The organism is Clostridioides sp. LIBA-2809 (assembly GCF_056688965.1).
The window spans coordinates 2492161-2515130 of record NZ_CP197004.1; the positions used below are offsets into that span (position 1 = coordinate 2492161).

Sequence of the window (22970 nt, forward strand, 5' to 3'; positions counted from 1 at the left end):
TCCCCCCCTACCTTAATACATCAAACATGCCCCTAACATCTAATGCTCCATATCCAGCACTTGTATTTGGATACACTGTATTTGAATTTTTTCTAGCTCCAGCTTGCATAAATGTTTTTACTTTTTGAACATATGCTTGATTTGGATATCTTCCATCAGCAAAAGTATATTGAAAATACATTGCAGCAGCTCCTGCAACATGTGCACTCGCTGCTGCTGTACCAGTTATAGTTGCGTATGTATTGCCAGGATAAGCGGCGATTATACTCACTCCTGGTGCTACTAAATCTGGCTTCAATCTATTTTCAATAGTTGGACCTCTTGATGAACTTTGCCATAAACTATTATTAATAGTGTTATATGCTCCTACAGTTATTAAATCATCTTGAATGGCAGGATAATTTATAGTATAAAAAGGGTCAACCTGTCTAAATCTAGTTCCACTTTTTAAAAGCACTCTGTTTGGCAAGTATAAATTGTATATACCATTTATAATATAAACTCCAACTAGTCTAATTTTCCATACTCCTCTTTTAGCATTTTTCAAAGTAATATTAGTAAACTGCTGACCTGAAAAAGTAGTTGGGTATACATATGTTATGAAATAATCAGTTCCTTCTAAATCAAATAAACCAGTCACTCTATTGTAACTTGATACACCGACACTTTTACTCTCTTCACCTGAAGGCGATACTATTATTACATCTGCCTTATCTGGCTTGTTTAACCAAAGCTCTAATGATAATTCTTCTTCATCTTCACTCAACTCCAACTCAATATCAACAGAACCTCCTGCATGTGGTATACTTCCAGATGTATGTGTTTGTGTATTGCCCTCATTTCCTGCCCCTGCTGTTATACATAAACCTCTAGTAAAGAATGCTTTTTCACTATTACTTCTATTAGTTAAGCCAGCTAGACTGCTACTACCCAAAGATACATTTATAACCAATGGTCTTCCAAGTTCAAAAGCTTTTTTATATGCATACTGAGATGCAGCAAATAGCATTGCACTATTATAAAAACCATCTAGCTTACCAAGTTTTATTATTATCAATTCAGCATCTTCTGCTATTCCTGCATATTCACTATTTACATTTCCCAGTCCTGCACATATACCACTTAACATCGTTCCTTGGCCAACTTCATCCTGAGATAAACTAGGGTCATTGTCTGCTATAGCTCTATTTATATCTTCTCGTGTATATTCTGTTCCAATATAAAAACCTTCAGGAGGACTTCCTTCTTTTGTTTGATCCCATAAATATACTATCTTTGAAGTTCCATCTGGATAAATAAAATCTCTGTGTAGATAGTCTATTCCTGTATCTGCAATTGCTATTAGAGTACCTCTTCCTGTTATCGTAATGTTTGGATTGTTTTTAAAGAAATTTACACCTATCTCTTCTGTTGCAACTATACCACCAAAAGTTCCTTGGTTAATGGTTCCAAGTAATGACATCTTTATAGTTGATTCTGACCTTATAATCGATGGAAGTTCCAATATTCTTTGTATACTGTTATAATCAGAAGCATCTATAGGTAGTATGCCTAATGAATCACTTAATTTAATAAAACCAGAACCCATACCTAAAGCATTTAATTCTCCTTCAAATTCAGGAGTATGAATTATATTTATTCCTGCTAAAATTCCACTTTGCCTATTCATATCCTCATTGCAAAAACTATCTGATTTAATATCATTTTTTATATTGTTATTATAACCATCTACAAGTTTATAATTATTTTCTTCATCTTTAAATGATTTATTAATACTTCTATATCCAATATCATCGGTCTCTAAATCTTGATTTATACTAGATAGAGTGTACAAATCTATATCTGCTAAATTTAAAAACCCAAATCCTGATGAATTATTTGGATAGGATTGATTACTTAGCCTTCTTGCCCCTCTTAAAAGTAGTGCTCTTAATTTCTGAGAATATAAAAATAAATCATTTCCATTTACAATTCCCCACTCCATAAACAATGAACAAACACCTGTAACATGAGGAGTAGCCATACTAGTTCCACTTAATGCGCCACTTGTACCTCCTGGTAAAAATGATATTATATCTTCTCCTGGAGCCAATAAATCTGGCTTAAATACACCTAGTTGTGTATCTCCTTCTCCAGAAAATATGGATACTATATCTGTTCTTGAATTGAAACTGCCTACTGTTATAACTCTACTTGCTGTCCCAGGAACCGTTACAGTAAGTTCTTGAGTTGGAATAAGAAATCTAGTATTTCTATTTAATCCTTCAGAAGTTGGCAAATATATATTTACATTTCCAGTTACAATGTCTATTGGCTCAAATACAATTCTCCACAAACCTGGGTTTATTTGTGTATTTGAACTTAGTTGTAAGGTAACTCTCCTTGTAAGAGAATATGGAGCTATAGGATAAAAATAACCAGTTACCCTAGTTTCACCCAAAGTATTTCTTATTTCACCTGAAGTCAGAGAAATTGATTGTGTTTGACTATTTGATGGGCTTACCAAATGTACACTAAAATCATCAACAAAGTCTGGCCATATATTTATATTTAATATACGTTCCCCTTCTCCAACTACAAACTCTACTTCTTCTGCAGTATTATTCTGTAATCTAATTCTCTTATGACCACCTTTATCTGCATTATTTCCAGCCGCTACAACTATATTATTCTTCCAAAATAAACACATATCATCTATATATTGTTCAAATAAGGATGTTCCTCTATGCGAACCTTCATTACTTCCATAACTTATGTTTAATGTAACAGGCATTCTTAATTCTAATGCTCTATCTAAAATAAATTTAATTGCCCTCATAAATTCTGTACTTCTTGAAAAAACATCTGTCTGTATATTTCCAACCCTCACCACTATTATCCTAGCATCACTTGCAATAGTTGCACAAATACCTCCAACATGTGTCCCATGTAAACTAGTTGTTGAAATAGGTATATACATATTTCCAGCTATTGCATTATTTATATCTTCATTAGTATATAATGTACCCTCTCTAAAACCTTCTGGTGGATTTCCCTGAATAGATTGATCCCAATAATATAATATTTTAGACCTTCCATCACTATCTCTAAATACAGGTAGAGTATAATCTATTCCCGAATCGATTATACCAATTATAGTTCCTTTTCCAGTTAAACCAGTTCTATTCTTAAAACCTGTTATTCCTGTGCTTGAGAAACTTTGCACATCTTGAGTTTGTAATATGAAAGGTTTTTCTATAAATTCAATTTCTGGATAAGTCAAAAGTGTATTTATATCTTCTTCATTACTTGATGTTATTATTGCATATGATGAATTAAGTATCTCTACTGAAACACCTAATTCTTGTTCTAACCTCAATATATCTCCATTGTATTTTACAATTAATTCATAATTTATTATAATCACCTCGATTTCTAAAATTATTATTAATGTATATGTTTTCTGTAGGTCTAAAATGTATCGTAGTATATAATTTTTGAATTTCAATTATACTCCTCAATGCTATTCATAAATACTTCTACTTTTCTAGCGACTAATCTAAAATAAAGAATGATGGTACAATTTTTAATAAATTATACCATCATTCTTTATTTTATCTTGACACCATTAAATTTTTTAATGCTTTCTCCAAACCTTTTACAGTTAATGGAAACATATTGAATTCACTTTGTATTAATCTTTGAGTCTGATACCAATAACTAATTGAATCCCATCCATCTCTCAACTCTGGATTCAACCATACAATTTTACTGTACTTTCTTTTAAATCTTTTTAGCCATTCTATTCCAGGAGTATAATTATATGGTCCACGATAATTACCACCAATATTAAGTAACTCAGAAGGTGACATAGAAGCATCTCCCACAATTATAACTTTATAGTTTTTATCTATATTTTGTAATATCCATTCAGTATCAATAGACTTACTTAACCAACATTCAGGTGTTGTAAATAATCTGTCATAAAGACAGTTGTGAAAATAATATACTTTTACATCTTTAAAATGATTTGATTTACTTACAGACTGGAATAATGTATTACATAAAGTGCTATATCCCCTCATTGAGCCACCTGAGTCCATAAGTAATAAAAGCTTCACTGTATTTTTTCTAGGCTTCTCAAAAAATAACTTCAAATACCCAGCATTATTACAAGTCTCTTCAATAGTCTTATCTAAGTCAAGTTCTGTTTTTGGTGCATCTATTTTAGTAGAGAATTGACGAAGCCTTTTTAGGGCAACTTGAAATTGACGCATATTTAAAACTTCATCATCTCTAAAATCTCTATATTTTCTTTCTCCTGCGACTTCCAAAACAGCTCTTCCATAGGTTGAATTTCCCCCTATACGTATACCAGTTTGTCCCTTTCCTGAATGACCTAATTCAGAAGTACCTCCTGTACCTATCCAATAATTTCCTCCATTATGTGGAGAATCTTGCTCTTTTATACGTTCTTCCAGTTTAGCCCTCAAGTCATCAAGATTTATATTTGGATTTTGCTCCACTCTTTCAAATTCTTCTAGAATTATATCTGCTTTATTAAGCCAATTCATGATTTCTTCTGGAATTTCTTCTTGGTGCTCTATTCCTTTAAAATACTCTAAGAACACTGCATCAAACTTATCAAAATTACTTTCACTTTTTATTAAAATCATTCTACAAAGATAATAAAAATTTGAAAAGCTTGAATAACAAAGACCTTTATCCAGTGCTTCAATTAAAGTCATCCACTCATTTAAAGATACTTCTAATCCTCTTGCCCTCAATAAATAAAAAAATTTAATAAACATAATTATCCAGCTCCTATTAACTACAAACGTCTTTGCATAGATTCAATATCCTCGTTATTTTTAAGCAGTATTCCTGCAAAAGGAACTTCTTGCTCTATTTTTTCAATAGGAATTCCACTCAAAGTTAATGCTTGTATCCAATCTATTAATTCAGATGTACTAGGTTTTTTTTGTATCTCTTTTAAGCTTCTAATCCAATAAAAAGTAGTCATTACTTGTTCTAATAGATGTTCTTCTACTTTATCGAAATGTACTTTGACTATTTCTTCCATCATTTCTCTATCAGGAAATTCTATATAATGGAATATACATCTTCTTAAAAATGCATCTGGAAGTTCTTTTTCTGCATTTGAGGTTATAATAACTATTGGTCTTTGTTTAGCCTTTACAGTTTCTTTTGTTTCATTTATGTAAAACTCCATTTTATCTAATTCCCAAAGTAGGTCGTTTGGAAATTCGAGGTCTGCTTTATCTATTTCATCTATTAAAAGAATTACTTGTTGTTTTGAACTAAATGCCTCCCCTAATTTACCATGTTTTATATACTTACTAATATCATCTACTCCTTCTCCTCCAAATTGACTATCATAGAGTCTTTGAACAGTATCATATACATAAAGACCATCTTGAGCTTTTGTAGTTGACTTTATATTCCAAATTACTAAATCTTTTTTTAGTTCATTCGAAATTGCTTGTGCAAGCATAGTCTTACCTGTCCCAGGCTCGCCTTTAATCAAAAGTGGTTTTTCAAGAGCAATAGCAACGTTAACTGATGCCATTAATTCTGGTGATACCACATAATCACTAGTACCTTTAAAATTACCTATTTCTTTTTTTATCATAAGTTCTACTCCTTCTAAACAATAATTTTCTAAATGTATATAGATACGTTATTACTATTTTTAATATAAAAAATAATAATACAATACATTTGTATAGCATTATTCTAAAATTCTATATCAAAGTAAAATTACCTCTAAAATATTTAATTTTTATCTTTATTTGTCATAATTAAATGAAATATATATTTTAAAAAATAAGAAAAGATAACTTCTTATACAAATTTTAGATTATAACAAATTTATTTTAATTAAAGACATCACTTTTTTTAGAATTAAGTTATATATAGACATAACTTAATTAATTTTCATTATTTTTAATCATAAATATAAAATTTTAATGTATTTATAATTTCATATTAATCATACTATATTAATACTGCTTTTTATTGTATAATAAGCTATAAATGTTAACTTGAACTTAAATTTAGATATATTTAAATTTAACAAATATAAGAAAGGTTGTGTTATTTTGCAAGACAAGAAAATTTATTTAAATATTGTACTTACTGTGGTTGTTTCATACATCTTGATTAAAGTTATTGATAACTATAAATATTTTTTTGGAATGGTAAGTTTATTAATGTCACTGCTTACACCATTTATAATAGCATTTATATTAGCATATATATTCAATCCACTAGTAAAGTTTTTGGAAAGTAAACTAAATTTTAAGAGAATATACTCTTTACTTCTTACTTATGGTGTACTCATAGTTATACTAATTGCCTTTATACTATTTACAGTTCCATCCATAGTGAATAGTTTAACTGATTTGGTATCTCAGGTTCCTACATATATAAATAAAACGGAGCAGTTCCTATTTGATTTAGGTAAAAGTTTACAATCAGTAGACCCTAATACATTAAAAGAATATGGTGACAAAATTATGAGTGTAATGCCTAAGTTTAGTAACTTGCTTATTGGCTCACTTGGAGGAATATTTAGTACTACATTCTCTGTTGGAAAATTTATAGTGCAATTCCTTTTAGGTTTTATAATTTGTTTCTATATATTATTAGAAAAAGAAAAATTCTTATTATTTACAAAGAAAATAGTTTATATTTCTTTAGGTAAAAAATATGGAGATTTTATAATAGAGTTATGTCAGAGCTTAAATTTAAATATTGGTAAATACTTTACAGGCAAGATTCTAGATTCTTTTATAGTTGGGTTACTTTCTGGAATTGGTCTTTACTTTTTAAAATCTGAATATGCGCTGTTATTTGGCACACTTATGGGTGTTATGAATATGGTTCCATATTTTGGTCCAGTAATAGGTATGGCACCAGTTGTAATAATTAATTTATTCTCCAACCCAACAACTGCACTAACTTCTTTGATTTATTTAATAATAATTCAGCAAGTTGAAGTTACATTTATAGAACCAAAAATCGTAGGTGGACAACTAGGTCTTAGTCCATTTTTTACAATACTAGCAGTTACTGTTGGAGGAGGGTTCTTTGGTATACCTGGCATGATTCTATCAGCACCTGTGATGGGTGTTATAAAGATATATTTCTGTGAATTTGTAAATCGTAGGCATGATAAAATACAGATGGAATAAAAATACAATTTAATTACGATTTTGTAATCAAAGGTTACAGCTGTGTAACTGTAATATTATTCTCTTTAATGGTAATATTTAATTATAGGAAACATACAATATTATTAAGTAATGAATCTTATATAATTAAACACGAAAGAGGGTTTTAGTATGAAAAAAGCACTTATATCTTTATTAGTTTTATCTTGTTTGTTATTAACTGCACCAGTAAATGAATCTTCTTATGCCGATTCTCAAAAGGATGTTCCTGTAAGCCAAAATACTAAATTGACTCAAGAACAAGCTAAAGAACTTTTAGTAAAATACAACAATGAAGTTGATTACATATATCAAGGAAATGCTAGCGATTTCGAAGCATTAAAAGCTAAAAATCTTAATGGTTATGTATTTTTACCAGATGCAGATGGTGACATTGGTTACTTTGTAAATGAAAATACTTCTGAGATATATTACTTCCACCCAAGTGGATATCTTGAATTAGTTAATCAACAACAAAATAATAAATAACTAATAAAAAATGGATGCAAATTGGTATAAATTTAGCATCCATTTTATTTTTATTTTAAAGTTGTTTCTTTTTTTGCAATTTAAATATTTATTAATCCTGTGCTTGCTCTTTTATAAGTTTCTTTATATCTACAGCAGGTTCATCTTCCATTTTTACAACTTTGCCTTCCCATGTTCTAAGCATAACATAATCTGTTCCTTTTGATACAAGGTATTGTGGAAGTAATGGAGTCTTTCCTCCTCCTTTTGGAGCGTTAACTATATATGTTGGTATAGCCATTCCTGATGTGTATCCTCTCAGATATTCCATTATTTCAAGACCATCATCTACTGATGTGTTAAAATGTTTTGTTCCCTTTACATGCTTACTTTGGAATATATAATACGGTTTTACTCTTATTTTTAGTAATTCTTGATTTAAACATCTCATTACAAATTTATCATTGTTTATACCATTCAATAATACTGCTTGATTCCCTAATGGAACTCCTGCATTTGCTAGCTTCTCACAAGCTTCTTTAGACTCTTTAGTTATTTCCATTGGATGGTTGAAATGTGTATTTATATATATAGGATGATATTTTTTTAGCATGTTACAAAATTCATCTGTAATTCTTTGTGGCATTGTAACAAGAGTTCTAGTACCTAATCTAACATAATCAACATGTGGTATTTCTTTAAGTTGGCTAAGAATCCATTCTAAATAATCATCTTTTAATGTAAGAGCATCTCCTCCAGTCACCAATACATCCCTTATTTCTTCATTCTCTCTAATGTAGTCTATAGACTCTTGGATAATAGCTTTTGACTTATGAGAATCTTGTTGACCAATATTTCTTCTTCTTTGACAGTGTCTACAATACATAGCACACTCATTTGTTACATTTATTATTAGTCTATCTGGATATCTTCTTGTTATACACCCTGCTGGATTTGTGTACTCTTCTCCCATTGGGTCTAAATCTTCTTGTTCATCTTCTAATTCTATATGTGTTGGTATGGACAGCAATTTTATCGGGTCACATATGTCTTCTGGGTCTATCAGACTCAAATAATATGGAGATATAGCCCATCTAAATTGAGTACCAACCTCTTTTATATATTCTTTTTCTTTTTTAGTCAGAGTGATAATCTTTGATAAAGTATCTACATCTGTTATTCTATTTGATAATTGCCATTTGTAGTTATTCCAATCTTCTTCTGTTCCATTTAATAAATTTAATATTTTCTGTTTTCGTTTATTTATCTCTTCTTCTTTTTCAAGACCTCTGTTAATAGTTTTTCTAGCCTGAATATAATCATCAATTTTTGATTTTAGTTCAGCAGCTCTCTCTAAGGATATTCTAGTTTGTTCATTCATAATTCTTCGCTATCAAAATTAACTTACTCATATTATTTGATAGCATCCTCCTTTCTGATGTGTTTATATCATTCTGATAGGCAGATTTAACTTTGCCATATAGATTTTATAACAAATGAAATTGAACTTATTTTTGCATTTTTTCTGTTATTTTACACATTTGTGAATATTTTTCCACTTTCGTCAATAAATTACAATATATTATGCATTTTTTTTAACAAATGATTAATTTTTTCTATTTTTAAGAATTATTTTATCATAAAATGATTATTTTTTCAAGATTATTAAAGTTAAAATTTTAATAGAAAATAAAGTATTTCATTAAATAATAAAAGCGGAGGTTTATTATAATAAATTTCTCCGCTTTTTTATTTATTTAATTAAATCATAGTAAAGTAACTCTGGCTCTTAAGAAGTGACTTTATTATATTCAGCCCTTTTTCCAATTCTTCTATATCTTTTGGAGCTGTTACACAAATACGAATTGCTTTTGGTACTGTAGAATTACCAACTGAAAAACGTTCAGCACAATATACTTGAACGCCTAGATTTTTTGCACATATTTCAAATGACTTTCCATCTAATTCATCAGGAAGAAGTAACCAACGAAAACTACAATTTTTATCACCAATTAAATTATAATTTGATAAAATTTTATCAGCAATTTTATTTCTTTCTACAATTGCATCTTTTTTCTCTTCTATAATTTTATCTATAATAGGAGAATACAATAAACGGTGTACTATTTCCGCAGTAAATGGAGAAACCATTAGATTCATATTATATAGTGCCTTTTCTAAGTTTTCTATATAGCGTTTTGGAGCAACTACAAATGCTATTCTAAGACCAGCACATAAAAACTTAGATGTACTAAAAATATATACAGTATTGTTACTAGCTAAAGAAAATATAGGAGTTTGTATATTAGGTCTAAGAATACTATTTATTGCATCTTCAATAATTATTATATTATACTTTTTTGCTATCTCTGCAATTTTTTTGCGAGATAAATTAGACATAGAATGTGTTGTTGGATTATGATAGTCTGGTATAAGATATATGCCTTTTATATTTTCATTTTTACAATAAATTTCGAGAGATTCTATTGACATTTCATTATTTTCTTGAGGAATTGGAATCAATTGAATACCTATCATTTTAGCTATTGATTTAATTCCAGAAAAACTCAAAGAATCTGTAGCAATTCTATCTCCAGCTTTAAATAGTCCTAGTAAAGTTGCACATATAGCATTCTGACTACCTGTAGATAGTAGTATATTTTCTTCACTAGTATATACATTGTTTCTTTCTATCCATTTTGCAATTGATTTTTTTTGCATATATGTGCCAGAAGGAGACATGTATTGTAAAAATCTATCCATTTCTGGTTGTTTTAGTACATTTTTAATAAAATCAATGATATATGTATTTTGCTCATAAGGAGGATGCACTGTACCTAGTTCAATTATATCTTTTGATTCTGTTTGATATAATAATGTATTGCTTACATTTACATCAGAAGAAATAAAAGTTCCTTTTCCTACTTTTGCACATATTAACCCCTTCTCTTCACAAAGTTTAAATGCTCGTGTTATTGTACTTAAATTCAAATCTAGAAAATCTGCTAATTCTCGTTGTGGTGGTAACTTATCTCCAGGATTTAAATTTCCTATTTTAATATCTTCTTCTAATAACATTGCCAAAGTTTTATATATTGGTGGTTTTCGATTATTTAATTTTGGTTTCCATGTCATAGGATAGTTTTCAAATGAATTTATTGGCATATAATTACTCCTTTTAATATAATTGTCCTCCATACAATTTTATTATTGTATGCTTATATTTTAGATGCTATACTTGTATTTGTAAATAGCTATTTCAAAATAAACAGAATAAGAGAGGTATAAATATGAAGACTATAGGCTTAATTGGTGGTATGAGTTGGGAAAGTACCATTACATATTACCAAGTTATTAATACAGTAATAAAAGAAAGATTAGGTGGACTACATTCTTCTAAGTGTATACTTTACAGTGTAGATTTTCAAGAAATTGAAGAATGCCAGTCTAGCGGAAATTGGGAAAAAAGTGCTGAAATTCTATCTGATGCTGCAATTAAATTACAAGATGCAGGTGCAGATTTTATTGTTATATGTACTAATACTATGCATAAGGTAGCAGATAAAATACAAGAAAAGATACATATCCCATTAATAAACATAGCAAATGTAACTGCTGAAGTATTGAAGGAAAAAGGAATAAAAAAAGTAGCTTTATTGGGTACTAAATATACAATGGAGCAAGATTTTTATAAAAACATAATTATTAATAATGGGATTGAAGTTTTAATTCCAAACGAAGAAGACCGTATAATAGTAAACAATACAATATTTAATGAACTTTGTGTAGGAATTGTATCTGACTCTTCAAAAAAAGCTTTCTTATCAATTATAGATAAGCTTGGCAAACAAGGTGTAGATGGTATCATATTAGGATGTACAGAAATAGATCTTCTAATTAAACAAAATGATACTTCTATTCCACTATTTGATACAACACTAATACATGCAATAGAAGCTGCATTAAAGTCAATCTAAGATGGTGTTAGTTAGCAAAAAATACTTTTAACACTAAAAATTTGAAACCCCTATATAAAAAAGGATAGTATGATTGTTTAACAATGCTCTATTTAGTAGACACAGTAAACAAGATACTGTGTCTACTAAATGGAGTGATGTTCATATTCTCATACTATCCTCTTTTTTTAATTTAATTTTTCAATAAATCACAAACTTGACACTCTTAATCTGTATACAAATCTATCTTACATTTATAACATCACTATTTTGAGAGTTTTTTCCTTCATAATTTGCAACAACATAAATATCTAGATTTAAGTCTCCCTCAGGAATATTTATAGTATGCTCATTACCTTGTATATCACTTTGATACAGTGTAAAGTCTCCATCTCCATTAGTATTATTTTTTACATATATACTATAGGTACAACCCTTATGAGATACACTACTCCAGTTAACTCTAATAACATTGTTATCTCTATCAACATTAGCTGATATGTTTTCAACCTTCATATCTTGAATATTATTATCATTAGTTGAATTTCCATTTCCATTAGTGATATTTATGACATTACTTGGCTTAGTTGTATCTGAATCTTTCTTACCTACAACATAAATATCAAAATCTAAATTTTGATTATCTTTTATATCTACTTCTATAGTAGCATATACCTTTTGTGATTTTCCTAAATCACTTTCATTTATAGTTATAGATTTGATTTTCTTAAATGATTCTCCTGACAATTTGTCTTTAAGGTATATATCATAATCAAAGACATCTTTCATATAGTCCCACTCAAGCTTAATGATAATTTTATTATTTACTATTTTATGTGACCCTACTAAGTTTTGTATATAGTCATTCGTTATAGTTTCTTTAACTACTGTTACAGTTATTATTTTAGATTTATCTCCACAAGTTATTCTTACTCTTTCCTTACCTTCTCTAAGCCCTACAATATTTCCATCATTACTTAGACTTATTGCTCTTTCTACAGGTAATTTTGAATCTGCTAACTCATAATATATTGTTGGTGCCTTTAAACCAGGTGGAGAAGTTATTATATCCGGTTTTAATTTTTCATTTTGGTCAACTTCTATTTTTACATCATTCATATTTATTTCCGCAACTATAGCTTGAATTCTAAAGGTTCTCTCTACTTCTTTGCTTCCACACTTAGCATATATTGTAGCTTTTCCAACTCCAACTGCACTTACTGTATTTCCTTTAATTTTTAGAACATCTTCATTACTACTCTTATAAATAGGTTTATATGATTTTTTAAATTTATCATAATCAACCTCTATTGTACTTTCTATAGTAGCACTATCACCAACATGTTTTAAATCCCCATTAATCTCCATATCTAGTGATTCTACTTCTGGGTCTACTACTTTTATAGTAGCCTTTTTTAACACTCTTGAATTTTTCATTATACCCACAGAAGAATACCCAACCTTTAATGCTGTCATCTTATTTCCATCTATTTTTAAAGTCCCTGAATTATCCAACACATTAAACCAAATATTTGGGTCTTTAGCATATGAAGGAACTTTAATATATTCACCAGTAGACAAAGTAACTGTTTCATTTAATTTTACTACATATTTATCTAAATCTTTAACATATTCCCCATCTACAATTTCGATTTCTACTCCCTTTACCATTGGTCTAAGTATTCCAAATTTAAAAAGGTAGTACTGCGCAACAAGCAATATAGGAATAGATATAATTATGGCAATTTTTCTGTATTTCTTATTTTCTACAAATCTCATCTATCCACTTCCTTTAGCCTAATATATAATCATTTGTTTTGTAAGCAATCTACCTAAGTTAAACATTGGCATAAACTGGAAAATTATTATATTTCAGAATATCCCTATATTAATTATAAACCATAAATTTAAAATTTAAAACTAAAATTAGTGTTAATTTCTTACTATTACAATAGTCTAATTTTAGTGAAATAACATTTGTCTTGTCAGCTAAAAAGTTATATAATTAATTCAAAAGAAATTTATACTTGTATTATATGAGGAGGACTTTAAATTGGAAATCAATTACAAAAAAAAGATTTCAAATCATTCGCTAAAAGAAAAAATATTGAAATTTCTGTTCAAAGGTATCTTATTGATGCGTTAAGTTACATGGCACTCGGTCTTTTTTCTTCCCTTTTAATTGGAACAATTTTTAACACATTAGGAGACAACTTCAACATTTCTCTTTTTACTGAAATTATAAGTCCTCTTGCTAAACAGGTTACTGGTCCAGCTATAGCAGTGGCTATTGCCTATGGGCTTCAAGCACCTCCACTTGTACTATTTTCTTGTGCACTTGTTGGAGCTTGTGGTAACGAATTGGGAGGTCCTGTTGGAGCATTTGTTGCTACACTTTTTGCAGTAGAGATTGGAAAATTAGTTTCAAAAGAAACAAAGGTAGATATATTGGTTACACCTGCTGTAACAATACTAATTGGAGTACTTGTAGCACAACTTATTGGACCAGCTGTTTCTGCATTTATGACTTCATTTGGAAACATAATAATGCAAGCTACAACTATGCAACCTATAATAATGGGCGCTCTAGTATCTGCACTTGTTGGAATAGCTCTTACATTACCTATAAGTAGTGCAGCTATTTGTATGATGCTTAGTTTAGGAGGTCTTGCTGGTGGAGCGGCAACTGTTGGTTGTTGTTGCCAAATGATAGGTTTTGCTGTTATGAGCTTTAGAGAAAACGGAGTAGGAGGTCTAGTGGCACAAGGACTTGGTACATCTATGCTTCAAGTTCCTAATATAATAAAAAACTGGAAAATTTGGATACCACCTACTGTTGCTTCAATATTACTTGGCCCATTGTCTACAACAATATTTAAAATGGAGAATATTCCTATTGGCTCAGGTATGGGTACTTGTGGATTGGTTGGACAATTTGGAACAGTAACTGCTATGCAAAGTGCTGGAAAAGGAGGTACAACTATGTGGATTGGTATACTTTTACTTAACTTTATACTTCCTGCTATTGTAACCTTACTAATTTCAGAATTTATGAGAAAAAAAGGGTTAATAAAAGCAGGAGATTTAAAACTAGATGTATAAATTAAAAACTACTCCTTTTACTTATATAAAAGTAAGGAGTAGTTTTTTTTATGAAAATTCCAACATCTTTTTTAACAACCAATCTATTGAACCTTTGACTTCATTCCAAAGAACTATATTTTCATCATAATAATATACCGCTTCAGCCTTTTCTTCTTCTGTAACAAATTCTCTACCAAAGGCATTTCGCCAGTCTAACAAATATAATCCGATATACTTATTTTTACTTTTAGCAACCTTAATAGAGTCATTTGCTAAAAACACATTTTTGTTTTTAAAGTAATAAAGAGCTTTACTGTACATCCATGTAGCAGATTTTTCTTCTTTATAAAGCTCAAATAATTTATTTATTGAAGTCCTATCATTTAATCTAATCAATATATTTAACAACTTATATCTTATTCCCTGCTCATCACTAGGATTAATTCCTATTAAATACTCTAATACTTTTTTTGATTCCTTTAAGTTATCAATACTTTCTAACTTCCTAGCAAGAGATTCAAGCGCTATCATATAGGCTCTAGTGGATAGACCTTTCCAAAATCCAAACTCTTTATCTTCTTTAGTAATCATACTTTTTCCAGTATTTACGGCTTCTTCCATATACCTAATTGATTCAATATTACTATTAGCATCTTGTGATAGCTTAATATATCTTTTATACAATATTTTCTTCTTTTCTAAATCTAAATCTATAGACTTTGTCTTAGAATTCGTCTCTTTTACCCAAAATTCTACATTAGAAATAGCTATAGTATCTTGATTTAAGAAGTCAATGTTACAAACTTCCTTTATCAAAGATGATTTATTATTTATAGTGTTTAAAGAAACACCTATTTGTTTTGAAAATTCTTTTTTTGTTATATGTAATGGATGCTTCTTATTATATAAAAGATTTTGCTCCAAAACTATATTTAGTATAGCTGAAGACCATATATCAGCCCTAGAAGAATGAATTATCTCTTTGTTATTATCTAAAAGGTTTTGCAAAATTTTAAAACTTATATCTTTATATTCTTGATTCAAATTGGAGTTGCAAAATCTATTTATCTTGTCCTTAATTTCTTCTATCTTGCTTGTCATGACTCCTCCTCCATATTTTACATATATAAAACTAGCGCTACAAATTCAAGTTCTTCTTCTCCTATATTCTCTATAGAATGTTTTGCACCATCAGCTGTATACACTACATCACCCTCATTAACTTCTATAAACTTCCCATTATCAAATACTTTTCCTTTTCCTTTTAATATATAATATACTTCAAAATCCGTTGTATGGTCATGCACACCAATTGAACTGCCTGCTGGTAAAGCTATTCTTTTAAATAGTCTTCCTTTTCCTTTAAGCTCTTCATTTTGTATTATGTTTTCAAGCCTAACTTTTCCAATACCACCATTCAAATTTTCCTTTACTTCTACTTGTAATTCAGATTTCTTTCTTATCATAGCTCATCCCACCTGCCAAACAATCAATCTAACTACTAAATTGGCATATCCTTTCCATAATATGTTGTATTTTAATATAATAATAACATATATTCTCATAAAAAAATATTACTGAATATATAAAAATGATACTATTTTTACATATCTTGCAACTTAATTAAATTATCTCTTAAGTTGACGTCTCTATTAAAAAAACATATACTCATATAGTATGGTAAATTTTTGTTAAATTCTTTATCTGGAGGTTCTAGACATATGTCAGTTTCAAAAACTCAAGAAAAACTTAAACAACCTAAGGATTTATATTTCTGTTGTTCGATATTTACCTTTGTAGGACTTGCATACTATGGTATGAAGTTGGTATTATTATTGTTTTTAGCTGAACAAGTATCTAAAGGTGGTTTGGGATTAACACCAGCAGAATCTGCATCAATGCTTGCATCTTTTTTGGCATGGACTTATTTTTCTCCAGTTATTGGTGGATGGGTCAGTGATAGATTTTTAGGTCCTAAAAACTGTATTATACTCGGAATGATAATGGTTTCAATTGGTTATTTCCTAGGATATTTAGCAGATAGTAAAACGGATATAAATATCATGATATTCTTATCTGGATTAGGAATAGGCTTTTATAAAGGAAATCTACACACTTTAGTCGGAAATCTTTATACTAATGATGACCCAAGAAAAGATGGAGCCTTCTCTATTACATATATGGCTACTAATTTAGGAACATTATTTGGACCTTTAGTATGTGGTTTAGTTGCTAACGAATGGTTTGCTATGAAAAGTGGTGCTTCTATAAGTATGTATGGCTATAGATATGTATTCTTATTTTCCTCAATTACTGTTCTAATAGGTTTATTATTTTTCATAGTTGGGAACAAAAAGTTTTATAAATCTTTAGATAACGGATTCAGTGATGGGAAAGAATCTATAAAGAAATCGCTAGAATATAAAAAAATTCTCGCTTCAAAACCATTAACTTTAATTGAGAAAAAAAGAATAGTAGTAATATTAGTTTTGGCTTTCTTTACAGTATTTTTTTGGATAGCATATAATCAAGCATCTATGTCTATTGCCTTATACACAAAGGAACACATAAATCTTACTGTTGGTAATTTTCAAATCCCAACTTCATGGATAGATTCATACAATGGTCTTCTTTGTGTCATTCTTGGACCTATATCTGCTCTAGTATGGGTAAAACTATCTCAGACTACTAAAGGTGATTTAAGTGTACCTAAGAAGATGAGTCTAGGATTTATACTCCTGGCTATAGCGTTTTTATTTATGATAGTAGCAGTTATACAAACAGGAACAGACCCTAATTCTATCCATAAAGCAAGTGTGTTTTGGGTAGTTGGATTTTTAACATTCCAAAGTATAGGAGAAATTTGTTTTTCTCCAGTTGGATATGGTATGGTAAATAAACTTTCACCTGAAAAATATATTTCATTTTTAATGGGAGTTTGGTTTTTAGGTAAATTTGCTGCAAATAAATTGTCTGGTTATACACAAGCTATCATAGACCAACTTGGGATGTTGCAAGTATTCATAGTGATACCATCATTCTTATTACTCTTTGGAATTATATTACTTATAATGAACAAAAAATTAGTAGAATTATCAAATTAAGAAATTTTTCTAAATTGAATAAAAATGTAATAAAAAATCGAGATATTATATACCTCGATTTTTTATTATATTTAGTTACAAACTATATAGCTCTAGTATACACTTTTAACCATTCTCTTTCTTCGTCAGTTAAGAAAGAAGATATTTTATCATAAACTAGTTTATGATACCAGTTTAAATAATCTTTTTCATCTTGATTCATTAATTCTGGAACTATACCATCTAAATCAATAGGAGCTAATGTAACAACTTCAAATTCCATAAATTGACCGTAGAAATTCTTTTCAGCTTTTCTAACTACTATTTCATTCTCTGTTCTTATACCATGAGAACCTTCTATATATATACCTGGTTCATTAGTAGTTACCATTCCTTCTTCAAGAACTGCACTATCAAATCTTTCAGGTACTACTCTCCATCTAAATCCATTTGGTGCTTCATGAACATTTAACACAAATCCTATACCATGTCCAGTTCCACATTGATAATCTATTCCCATATTCCACATACAACTTCTAGATAATATATCTAGATTATAACCTCTACAACCATGTAAAAACTTAACTTTAGAAAGATTTATCATACCTCTTGCTACAGAAGTAAAGTGTAATTTTAATTCATCACTTATAGGTCCTAATACTGTAGTTCTAGTTATATCAGTAGTTCCATCATAATATTGTCCACCTGAATCTACTAAGAATAATCCTTCAGCTTCTAACTTATAGTTTGATTCTGGAGTTGCACTATAGTGCATCATAGCAGCATGCTCTTTATATGCAGCAATTGTATTGAAACTTGGCTCAAAGAAACCTTCTTGTTCTCTTCTTAAGTTCTCTAATTTTTCAGTAGCACTTATTTCAGTTATTTCCATTTTACCTACATTTTTCTTTAACCAGTACATGAATTTAGTGAAAGCTACACCATCTTTAATATGTGAGTTTCTTATATTTTCTAATTCTATCTCATTTTTTTGTGCTTTAAAGAACATCACTGGATTAAATTCATCAACCTTCTCAACTTCACAAGGTATATTATTGTAAATAGCATAGTTAAGTTTAGTTCCATCTACTAAAACTTTTTCAGCTTTGTCTATAGATTTTACAAACTCATATACATCATTATATGGTTTTATTTGAACATTTTCTTTAGCTAGTTCATTTAATATTTCTTCATTTAACTTGCTTTCATCAACAAATAAGTAAACTTCTTTTAAAGTTATTACTGCATAAGAAAGTACAACTGGATTGTATTTAACATCTCCACCTCTTATATTGAATAACCATGCTATATCATCAAGAGTAGTTATTACATGAGTAGAAGTACCTTTTTCACTCATTTTTTCTCTTAATCTAGCTAATTTTGAACTGAAGCTTTCTCCACAGTATTTAACATCTAATAAAAATGCCTTACTGTCTGATAAAGCAGGTCTATCTTTCCATACACTATCTATTAAATCATATTGGTATTCTACCTTTATTCCTTTTTTAGATAATTTTTCAGCTAATGTAGCTCCTTCTCTAGCACATATAACTCTACCATCAAACCCTAAAGTTCCACCTTCAGGAATATTTGTATATAAATATTCATCTGTAGTTGGGCAACCTTCTTGTCCCATTTTGAATAATTTTATTGTACTTCCTTCTAATTGAGACTCTGCCTGTATGAAATATCTTCCATCTGTCCATAATCCAGCTTCATCTTTAGTAACAATAACTGTACCAGCTGAACCATTAAATCCTGATATAAATTCTCTTGATTTGAAGTAATCTCCTACATATTCGCTTTGATGATTATCAGAAGATGGAATCATATAGGCATCTATGTTTTTTTCTTCCATAAGTCTTCTTAATTCACTTAATCTGTCTTTTATATTCACAATAAGACCTCCTCAAAATAATAGTTTGAATAACTAAATATATAAGTATGTAAAGTTTATTACATAAATATTTTTCATATAATTTATATAAATCTTATACACTCTAATTATCACAATTATAATTTTAATTATAATATCTATCTGTGTAAAGCTTTTTTTCATAATTAAAGAGGAAATTACATTTTATTTTATATTTAAATGTAATTTCCTTTATTTATACTAATTCAGCATGAATTATTCTTCTTTTGTTAGTAAATCCATAGCCATTAATTTTGTTAATATATTTCTTATTCCCAGCAATATTAAACCAAATATTATTAATACTGATGCTATTCCTCCAAATATCTGTAAAAAACCAAGTGTAGCCGTAAATCCAGCAATCTTTCCTGATAATAAACTCGCAAAGAAACTTGTTAAATACCATGCTCCCATAGATAATGTAGCATACTTAGCTGGAGCTAATTTATTAAACATCGCAAGTCCTATAGGAGATAAAAACAATTCACCTACTGTTGTAAATATATAAGTTACTAATATAAACAACATGCTAGCCTTTACCATTCCATTTGGACCATTAGCTAATGTAGCAAATACCATCACTATAAAACCAACACCCATTATTATCATTCCTAATCCCATTTTAACTGGAATAGAAAAGTCACCTCTTTTGGTATTAGATAGTTTAACCCATAAAGCTGCCAATACTGGGCATAAAGCTACACATAATATAGCGTTTAATGATGTAAGCCATGCTACTGGCATCTCAAATCCAAATATAGTTCTATTTACATTATCCCTTACATAAATCATAAACGAACTTTGTGTTTGATAGTATGCTGTCCAGAATAAGACCACAAATAAAAACAAAACAACCATTGCTATTATTCTATTTTTCTCCAACTTAGTAAGTGGTCCATACTCAATTTTTTCACCTTTATTTCCTTTAGTAACAGGATGTTTTCCAATTTCTTTTAGTAATTTTGGTGCAAGAAGTGTAAATATAATCATACCTAACATCATACCTATACCACAAATTAAAAATGCCATCTTATATCCATAAGATACTATATCTCCACTTGCTCCTCTTACTGCAAAGACATTGTCAGAAAGTAATCCACATATTATTGGGGCTATAAATGCTCCTACATTTACTGCCATATAGAATAAACTGTATGCTGCATCTTTTCTTGACACATCAGTTTTAGGATATATATCCCCAACTATATTTGAACAACTTGATTTAAAAAAACCATTTCCTAAAATGATTATTGATAGGCCTACCCAAACCATTGCAATAGATGTTGATGAAGCGAATAGTACGAAGTCACCTATTGCTATTAAAAGTGCACCTATAGAAATACATTTTTGTTGACCTAAAACTTTATCTGCTAACCAGCCACCAACTAATGGTGTAAGATATATAAGACCTGTAAATAACCCAAACATAGATGTTGCTTCTTGAGTAGAAAGGCCTAAACCACCTTGAGCTATACTTGCTGTAAAAAATAATACCAATAAAGCTGTTAAACCATAATAACTAAATCTCTCCCATAAAATTGTCATGCAAATAAGCCAAAAACTCTTAGGATGACCACCTTTTTTAGATACGCTTTCTGTATTTGACATAAAAAAAACGCCCCCTCATTGTTTTTTATAGTTAAATTTAGTACTAAGATTACTTTAATCATTTTAGTACATACTTATAATATCATCTTTTTTAAGTTTACTCAATAGAATATCATCAGTATTTTCATTTTTTTATTATTATTTTTAAAATTATGAAAAATATTATTTTTACAGTATTTTCAGGCGAAAATATTAATATATATATATTTAAATAATATCTTTAATATTTGATTCTTTTTGTATTTATTTTTTTAATTTTTACTTATTTTCATTTAAATAATTCAAATTCAAAATATTTTCTATTAATGTTTTTTGCAAGTTATTTTTTTATCAATTCATATATGTAAATTGTTTTTATTCTAAAATAACAAAAGCTATTTTAAATTCTCAATATGGAGTATTTAAAATAGCTTTTATCTATATATCAAAATTTTCTTTTTTTAATAAATTGACTTAATTTATTGTTTAGCTTTCATTTGATATTTATCTGTAATTTTAACTTTATCTTTTTCTTTTAAGTTTTTTATAAGTAAATTTTGTTTTTCTGATGTTAGACTACTTACTAAATCTGATTTTATTTCTTCAAAAGGTTGATATTTCTCATCCGTTTTCTTAATTATATGATATCCATAATCACTTTCTACAAGTTTGCTAGATATTTCGTCTTTTTTCAATGCAAACGCAGCTTTTTCAAAAGACTCTACCATCTGACCTTTACCAAAGAAGCCTAAATCTCCACCTGATTCTGCACTACTATCTTCAGAATACTTTTTAGCTAAAGTGGCAAAATCTTCTCCAGCTTGAGCTTTTTTAAGTATTTCCTCAGCCTCTTTTTTAAGTTCAGCTTTTTTACTATCACTAACTTGTTTACCTTTATCATCAACAGTTTTTATTAAAATATGTGAAGCTCTAACTTGTAAATAATTGCTCTTGTTTTTATCGTAATAATTCTCAGCTTCTTTATCAGTCACTTTTGCTTTTTCATTTAAATATTTTGATGCTATTAGTTCTTTTTTCATATCATCTTTTATATATTTTTCAGTCAAATCAAACTGTTTTAAAAACTCTTCTTTAGTCATACCCATTGCAGATTCTATACTAGTCATTAAATTATTATATTGAGCATCTAGTTCATCATCTGTTATACTTATTTTTTCTTTTGTTGCTTCAGTAGATAGTATATCAGATGTAATCATAGTCTCAATCATATTTGATTCATATGAACGTATTTCGTCATCACTCATAGTAGTCTTTGCATTCAAATAAAATAATGGCTCCATTCTTTTTCTTAGCATCTCACCTGTTATTTTTTTGTCTCCAATAGTAGCCACTACTTCATTACTATTGTAGTGTTTTGAAGTAGCTGGTAACTTTCTTCCAGCTTCTTTGCCAGAAATGTAACCTCCACCTAGGCATATAGCTCCTACTGCTATAATTGCTACAACTGCTTTAAGTGTTTTATTATTTAATTTTATTTCTCTTTTTTTGACTTTGTTGTCAGTTCTCTTTTTATCTGACACATCATCTTTTTTAGAACTTACATTATCTGATTTTTTAATTTCATCTAATGTATTTTCTTTTGGATTTTTTTCTTCAGACATTAATATCCTCCTTAATTTTGATTGTACAATACTTCACTTTT

General features: G+C 29.0%; 16 protein-coding genes. 5 read left to right on the top strand and 11 right to left on the bottom strand.

Going from position 1 to position 22970, the window contains the following annotated elements; translation table 11 throughout:
• Nucleotides 1–7: 7 nt before the first annotated feature.
• From cspBA to ACTG44_RS11875, 3 genes are all read right to left on the bottom strand, one after another.
• Nucleotides 8–3406: a bifunctional germination protease/germinant receptor pseudoprotease CspBA gene (cspBA, locus tag ACTG44_RS11865; RefSeq protein ID WP_479918794.1), complete on the bottom strand. Its 3399-nt coding sequence runs from the start codon at nt 3404–3406 to the stop codon at nt 8–10.
• 187 nt (nt 3407–3593) lie between these two features.
• Nucleotides 3594–4790 carry a vWA domain-containing protein gene (locus tag ACTG44_RS11870; protein ID WP_479916969.1) on the bottom strand — a complete coding sequence of 399 codons (1197 nt, stop codon included), beginning with the start codon at nt 4788–4790 and terminating at the stop codon, nt 3594–3596.
• Nucleotides 4791–4810: 20 nt separating this feature from the next.
• Nucleotides 4811–5632: an AAA family ATPase gene (locus ACTG44_RS11875; RefSeq protein ID WP_021385230.1), complete on the bottom strand. Its 822-nt coding sequence runs from the start codon at nt 5630–5632 to the stop codon at nt 4811–4813.
• A gap of 469 nt (nt 5633–6101) precedes the next feature.
• Here ACTG44_RS11875 and ACTG44_RS11880 point away from each other — a divergent pair, with 469 nt between their 5' ends.
• Entirely contained in the window at nt 6102–7196 is a 1095-nt protein-coding gene (locus tag ACTG44_RS11880; protein ID WP_479916970.1) for an AI-2E family transporter, read from the top strand.
• A 150-nt stretch (nt 7197–7346) separates the two neighbouring features.
• Nucleotides 7347–7703: a hypothetical protein gene (locus tag ACTG44_RS11885; protein WP_021385105.1), complete on the top strand. Its 357-nt coding sequence runs from the start codon at nt 7347–7349 to the stop codon at nt 7701–7703.
• Nucleotides 7704–7794: 91 nt separating this feature from the next.
• Here ACTG44_RS11885 and eam read toward each other — a convergent pair whose 3' ends face one another.
• Both eam and ACTG44_RS11895 read right to left on the bottom strand, forming a co-directional pair.
• Nucleotides 7795–9063: a glutamate 2,3-aminomutase gene (gene eam / locus ACTG44_RS11890; protein ID WP_021385198.1), complete on the bottom strand. Its 1269-nt coding sequence runs from the start codon at nt 9061–9063 to the stop codon at nt 7795–7797.
• Between the two features lie 380 nt (nt 9064–9443).
• Nucleotides 9444–10847, bottom strand: coding sequence for an aminotransferase-like domain-containing protein (locus ACTG44_RS11895; protein ID WP_021385256.1), 1404 nt, complete (start codon nt 10845–10847; stop codon nt 9444–9446).
• Nucleotides 10848–10972: 125 nt separating this feature from the next.
• Between ACTG44_RS11895 and ACTG44_RS11900 the strand changes: the two genes are divergently transcribed.
• Entirely contained in the window at nt 10973–11659 is a 687-nt protein-coding gene (locus ACTG44_RS11900) for an aspartate/glutamate racemase family protein (protein WP_479916971.1), read from the top strand.
• A gap of 222 nt (nt 11660–11881) precedes the next feature.
• On the opposite strand, the gene ACTG44_RS11905 is transcribed toward ACTG44_RS11900, so the two are convergent.
• Nucleotides 11882–13417 carry a hypothetical protein gene (locus ACTG44_RS11905; protein ID WP_479920495.1) on the bottom strand — a complete coding sequence of 512 codons (1536 nt, stop codon included), beginning with the start codon at nt 13415–13417 and terminating at the stop codon, nt 11882–11884.
• Nucleotides 13418–13789: 372 nt separating this feature from the next.
• On the opposite strand from ACTG44_RS11905, the gene ACTG44_RS11910 reads away from it, so the two are divergent.
• The gene (locus tag ACTG44_RS11910) at nt 13790–14740 is read left to right on the top strand and encodes a PTS sugar transporter subunit IIC (protein ID WP_479920496.1); all 951 of its coding nucleotides are present in this window, start codon (nt 13790–13792) and stop codon (nt 14738–14740) included.
• A 48-nt stretch (nt 14741–14788) separates the two neighbouring features.
• Here the strand turns inward: ACTG44_RS11910 and ACTG44_RS11915 are convergent, their stop codons facing one another.
• Together ACTG44_RS11915 and ACTG44_RS11920 are read right to left on the bottom strand one after the other, a co-directional pair.
• Nucleotides 14789–15823 carry a DUF6398 domain-containing protein gene (locus ACTG44_RS11915; protein WP_479920497.1) on the bottom strand — a complete coding sequence of 345 codons (1035 nt, stop codon included), beginning with the start codon at nt 15821–15823 and terminating at the stop codon, nt 14789–14791.
• A gap of 17 nt (nt 15824–15840) precedes the next feature.
• Complete coding sequence (locus ACTG44_RS11920; RefSeq protein WP_479920498.1) at nt 15841–16188, bottom strand: cupin domain-containing protein; 348 nt, start codon at nt 16186–16188, stop codon at nt 15841–15843.
• 255 nt (nt 16189–16443) lie between these two features.
• Between ACTG44_RS11920 and ACTG44_RS11925 the strand changes: the two genes are divergently transcribed.
• Nucleotides 16444–17826: a peptide MFS transporter gene (locus ACTG44_RS11925; RefSeq protein ID WP_479920499.1), complete on the top strand. Its 1383-nt coding sequence runs from the start codon at nt 16444–16446 to the stop codon at nt 17824–17826.
• A gap of 82 nt (nt 17827–17908) precedes the next feature.
• Here the strand turns inward: ACTG44_RS11925 and ACTG44_RS11930 are convergent, their stop codons facing one another.
• From ACTG44_RS11930 to ACTG44_RS11940, 3 genes are all read right to left on the bottom strand, one after another.
• A complete protein-coding gene (locus ACTG44_RS11930) occupies nt 17909–19702 on the bottom strand; it encodes an aminopeptidase P family protein (protein WP_021385127.1) in 1794 nt (597 codons plus the stop codon).
• Nucleotides 19703–19936: 234 nt separating this feature from the next.
• Nucleotides 19937–21328, bottom strand: coding sequence for a peptide MFS transporter (locus ACTG44_RS11935; RefSeq protein WP_021385177.1), 1392 nt, complete (start codon nt 21326–21328; stop codon nt 19937–19939).
• 458 nt (nt 21329–21786) lie between these two features.
• Nucleotides 21787–22929, bottom strand: a complete 1143-nt coding sequence (locus ACTG44_RS11940; protein ID WP_479920500.1) for a peptidylprolyl isomerase — start codon at nt 22927–22929, stop codon at nt 21787–21789.
• Nucleotides 22930–22970 lie beyond the last annotated feature (41 nt).

Bases quoted from the DNA above. Each gene is read 5' to 3' on its own strand.
- ACTG44_RS11870 (WP_479916969.1), bottom strand. From the start codon at position 4,790: ATGTTTATTAAATTTTTTTATTTATTGAGGGCAAGAGGATTAGAAGTA.
- ACTG44_RS11875 (WP_021385230.1), bottom strand. From the start codon at position 5,632: ATGATAAAAAAAGAAATAGGTAATTTTAAAGGTACTAGTGATTATGTG.
- ACTG44_RS11885 (WP_021385105.1), top strand. From the start codon at position 7,347: ATGAAAAAAGCACTTATATCTTTATTAGTTTTATCTTGTTTGTTATTA.
- eam (WP_021385198.1), bottom strand. From the start codon at position 9,063: ATGAATGAACAAACTAGAATATCCTTAGAGAGAGCTGCTGAACTAAAA.
- ACTG44_RS11895 (WP_021385256.1), bottom strand. From the start codon at position 10,847: ATGCCAATAAATTCATTTGAAAACTATCCTATGACATGGAAACCAAAA.
- ACTG44_RS11900 (WP_479916971.1), top strand. From the start codon at position 10,973: ATGAAGACTATAGGCTTAATTGGTGGTATGAGTTGGGAAAGTACCATT.
- ACTG44_RS11905 (WP_479920495.1), bottom strand. From the start codon at position 13,417: ATGAGATTTGTAGAAAATAAGAAATACAGAAAAATTGCCATAATTATA.
- ACTG44_RS11910 (WP_479920496.1), top strand. From the start codon at position 13,790: ATGGCACTCGGTCTTTTTTCTTCCCTTTTAATTGGAACAATTTTTAAC.
- ACTG44_RS11915 (WP_479920497.1), bottom strand. From the start codon at position 15,823: ATGACAAGCAAGATAGAAGAAATTAAGGACAAGATAAATAGATTTTGC.
- ACTG44_RS11920 (WP_479920498.1), bottom strand. From the start codon at position 16,188: ATGATAAGAAAGAAATCTGAATTACAAGTAGAAGTAAAGGAAAATTTG.
- ACTG44_RS11925 (WP_479920499.1), top strand. From the start codon at position 16,444: ATGTCAGTTTCAAAAACTCAAGAAAAACTTAAACAACCTAAGGATTTA.
- ACTG44_RS11935 (WP_021385177.1), bottom strand. From the start codon at position 21,328: ATGTCAAATACAGAAAGCGTATCTAAAAAAGGTGGTCATCCTAAGAGT.
- ACTG44_RS11940 (WP_479920500.1), bottom strand. From the start codon at position 22,929: ATGTCTGAAGAAAAAAATCCAAAAGAAAATACATTAGATGAAATTAAA.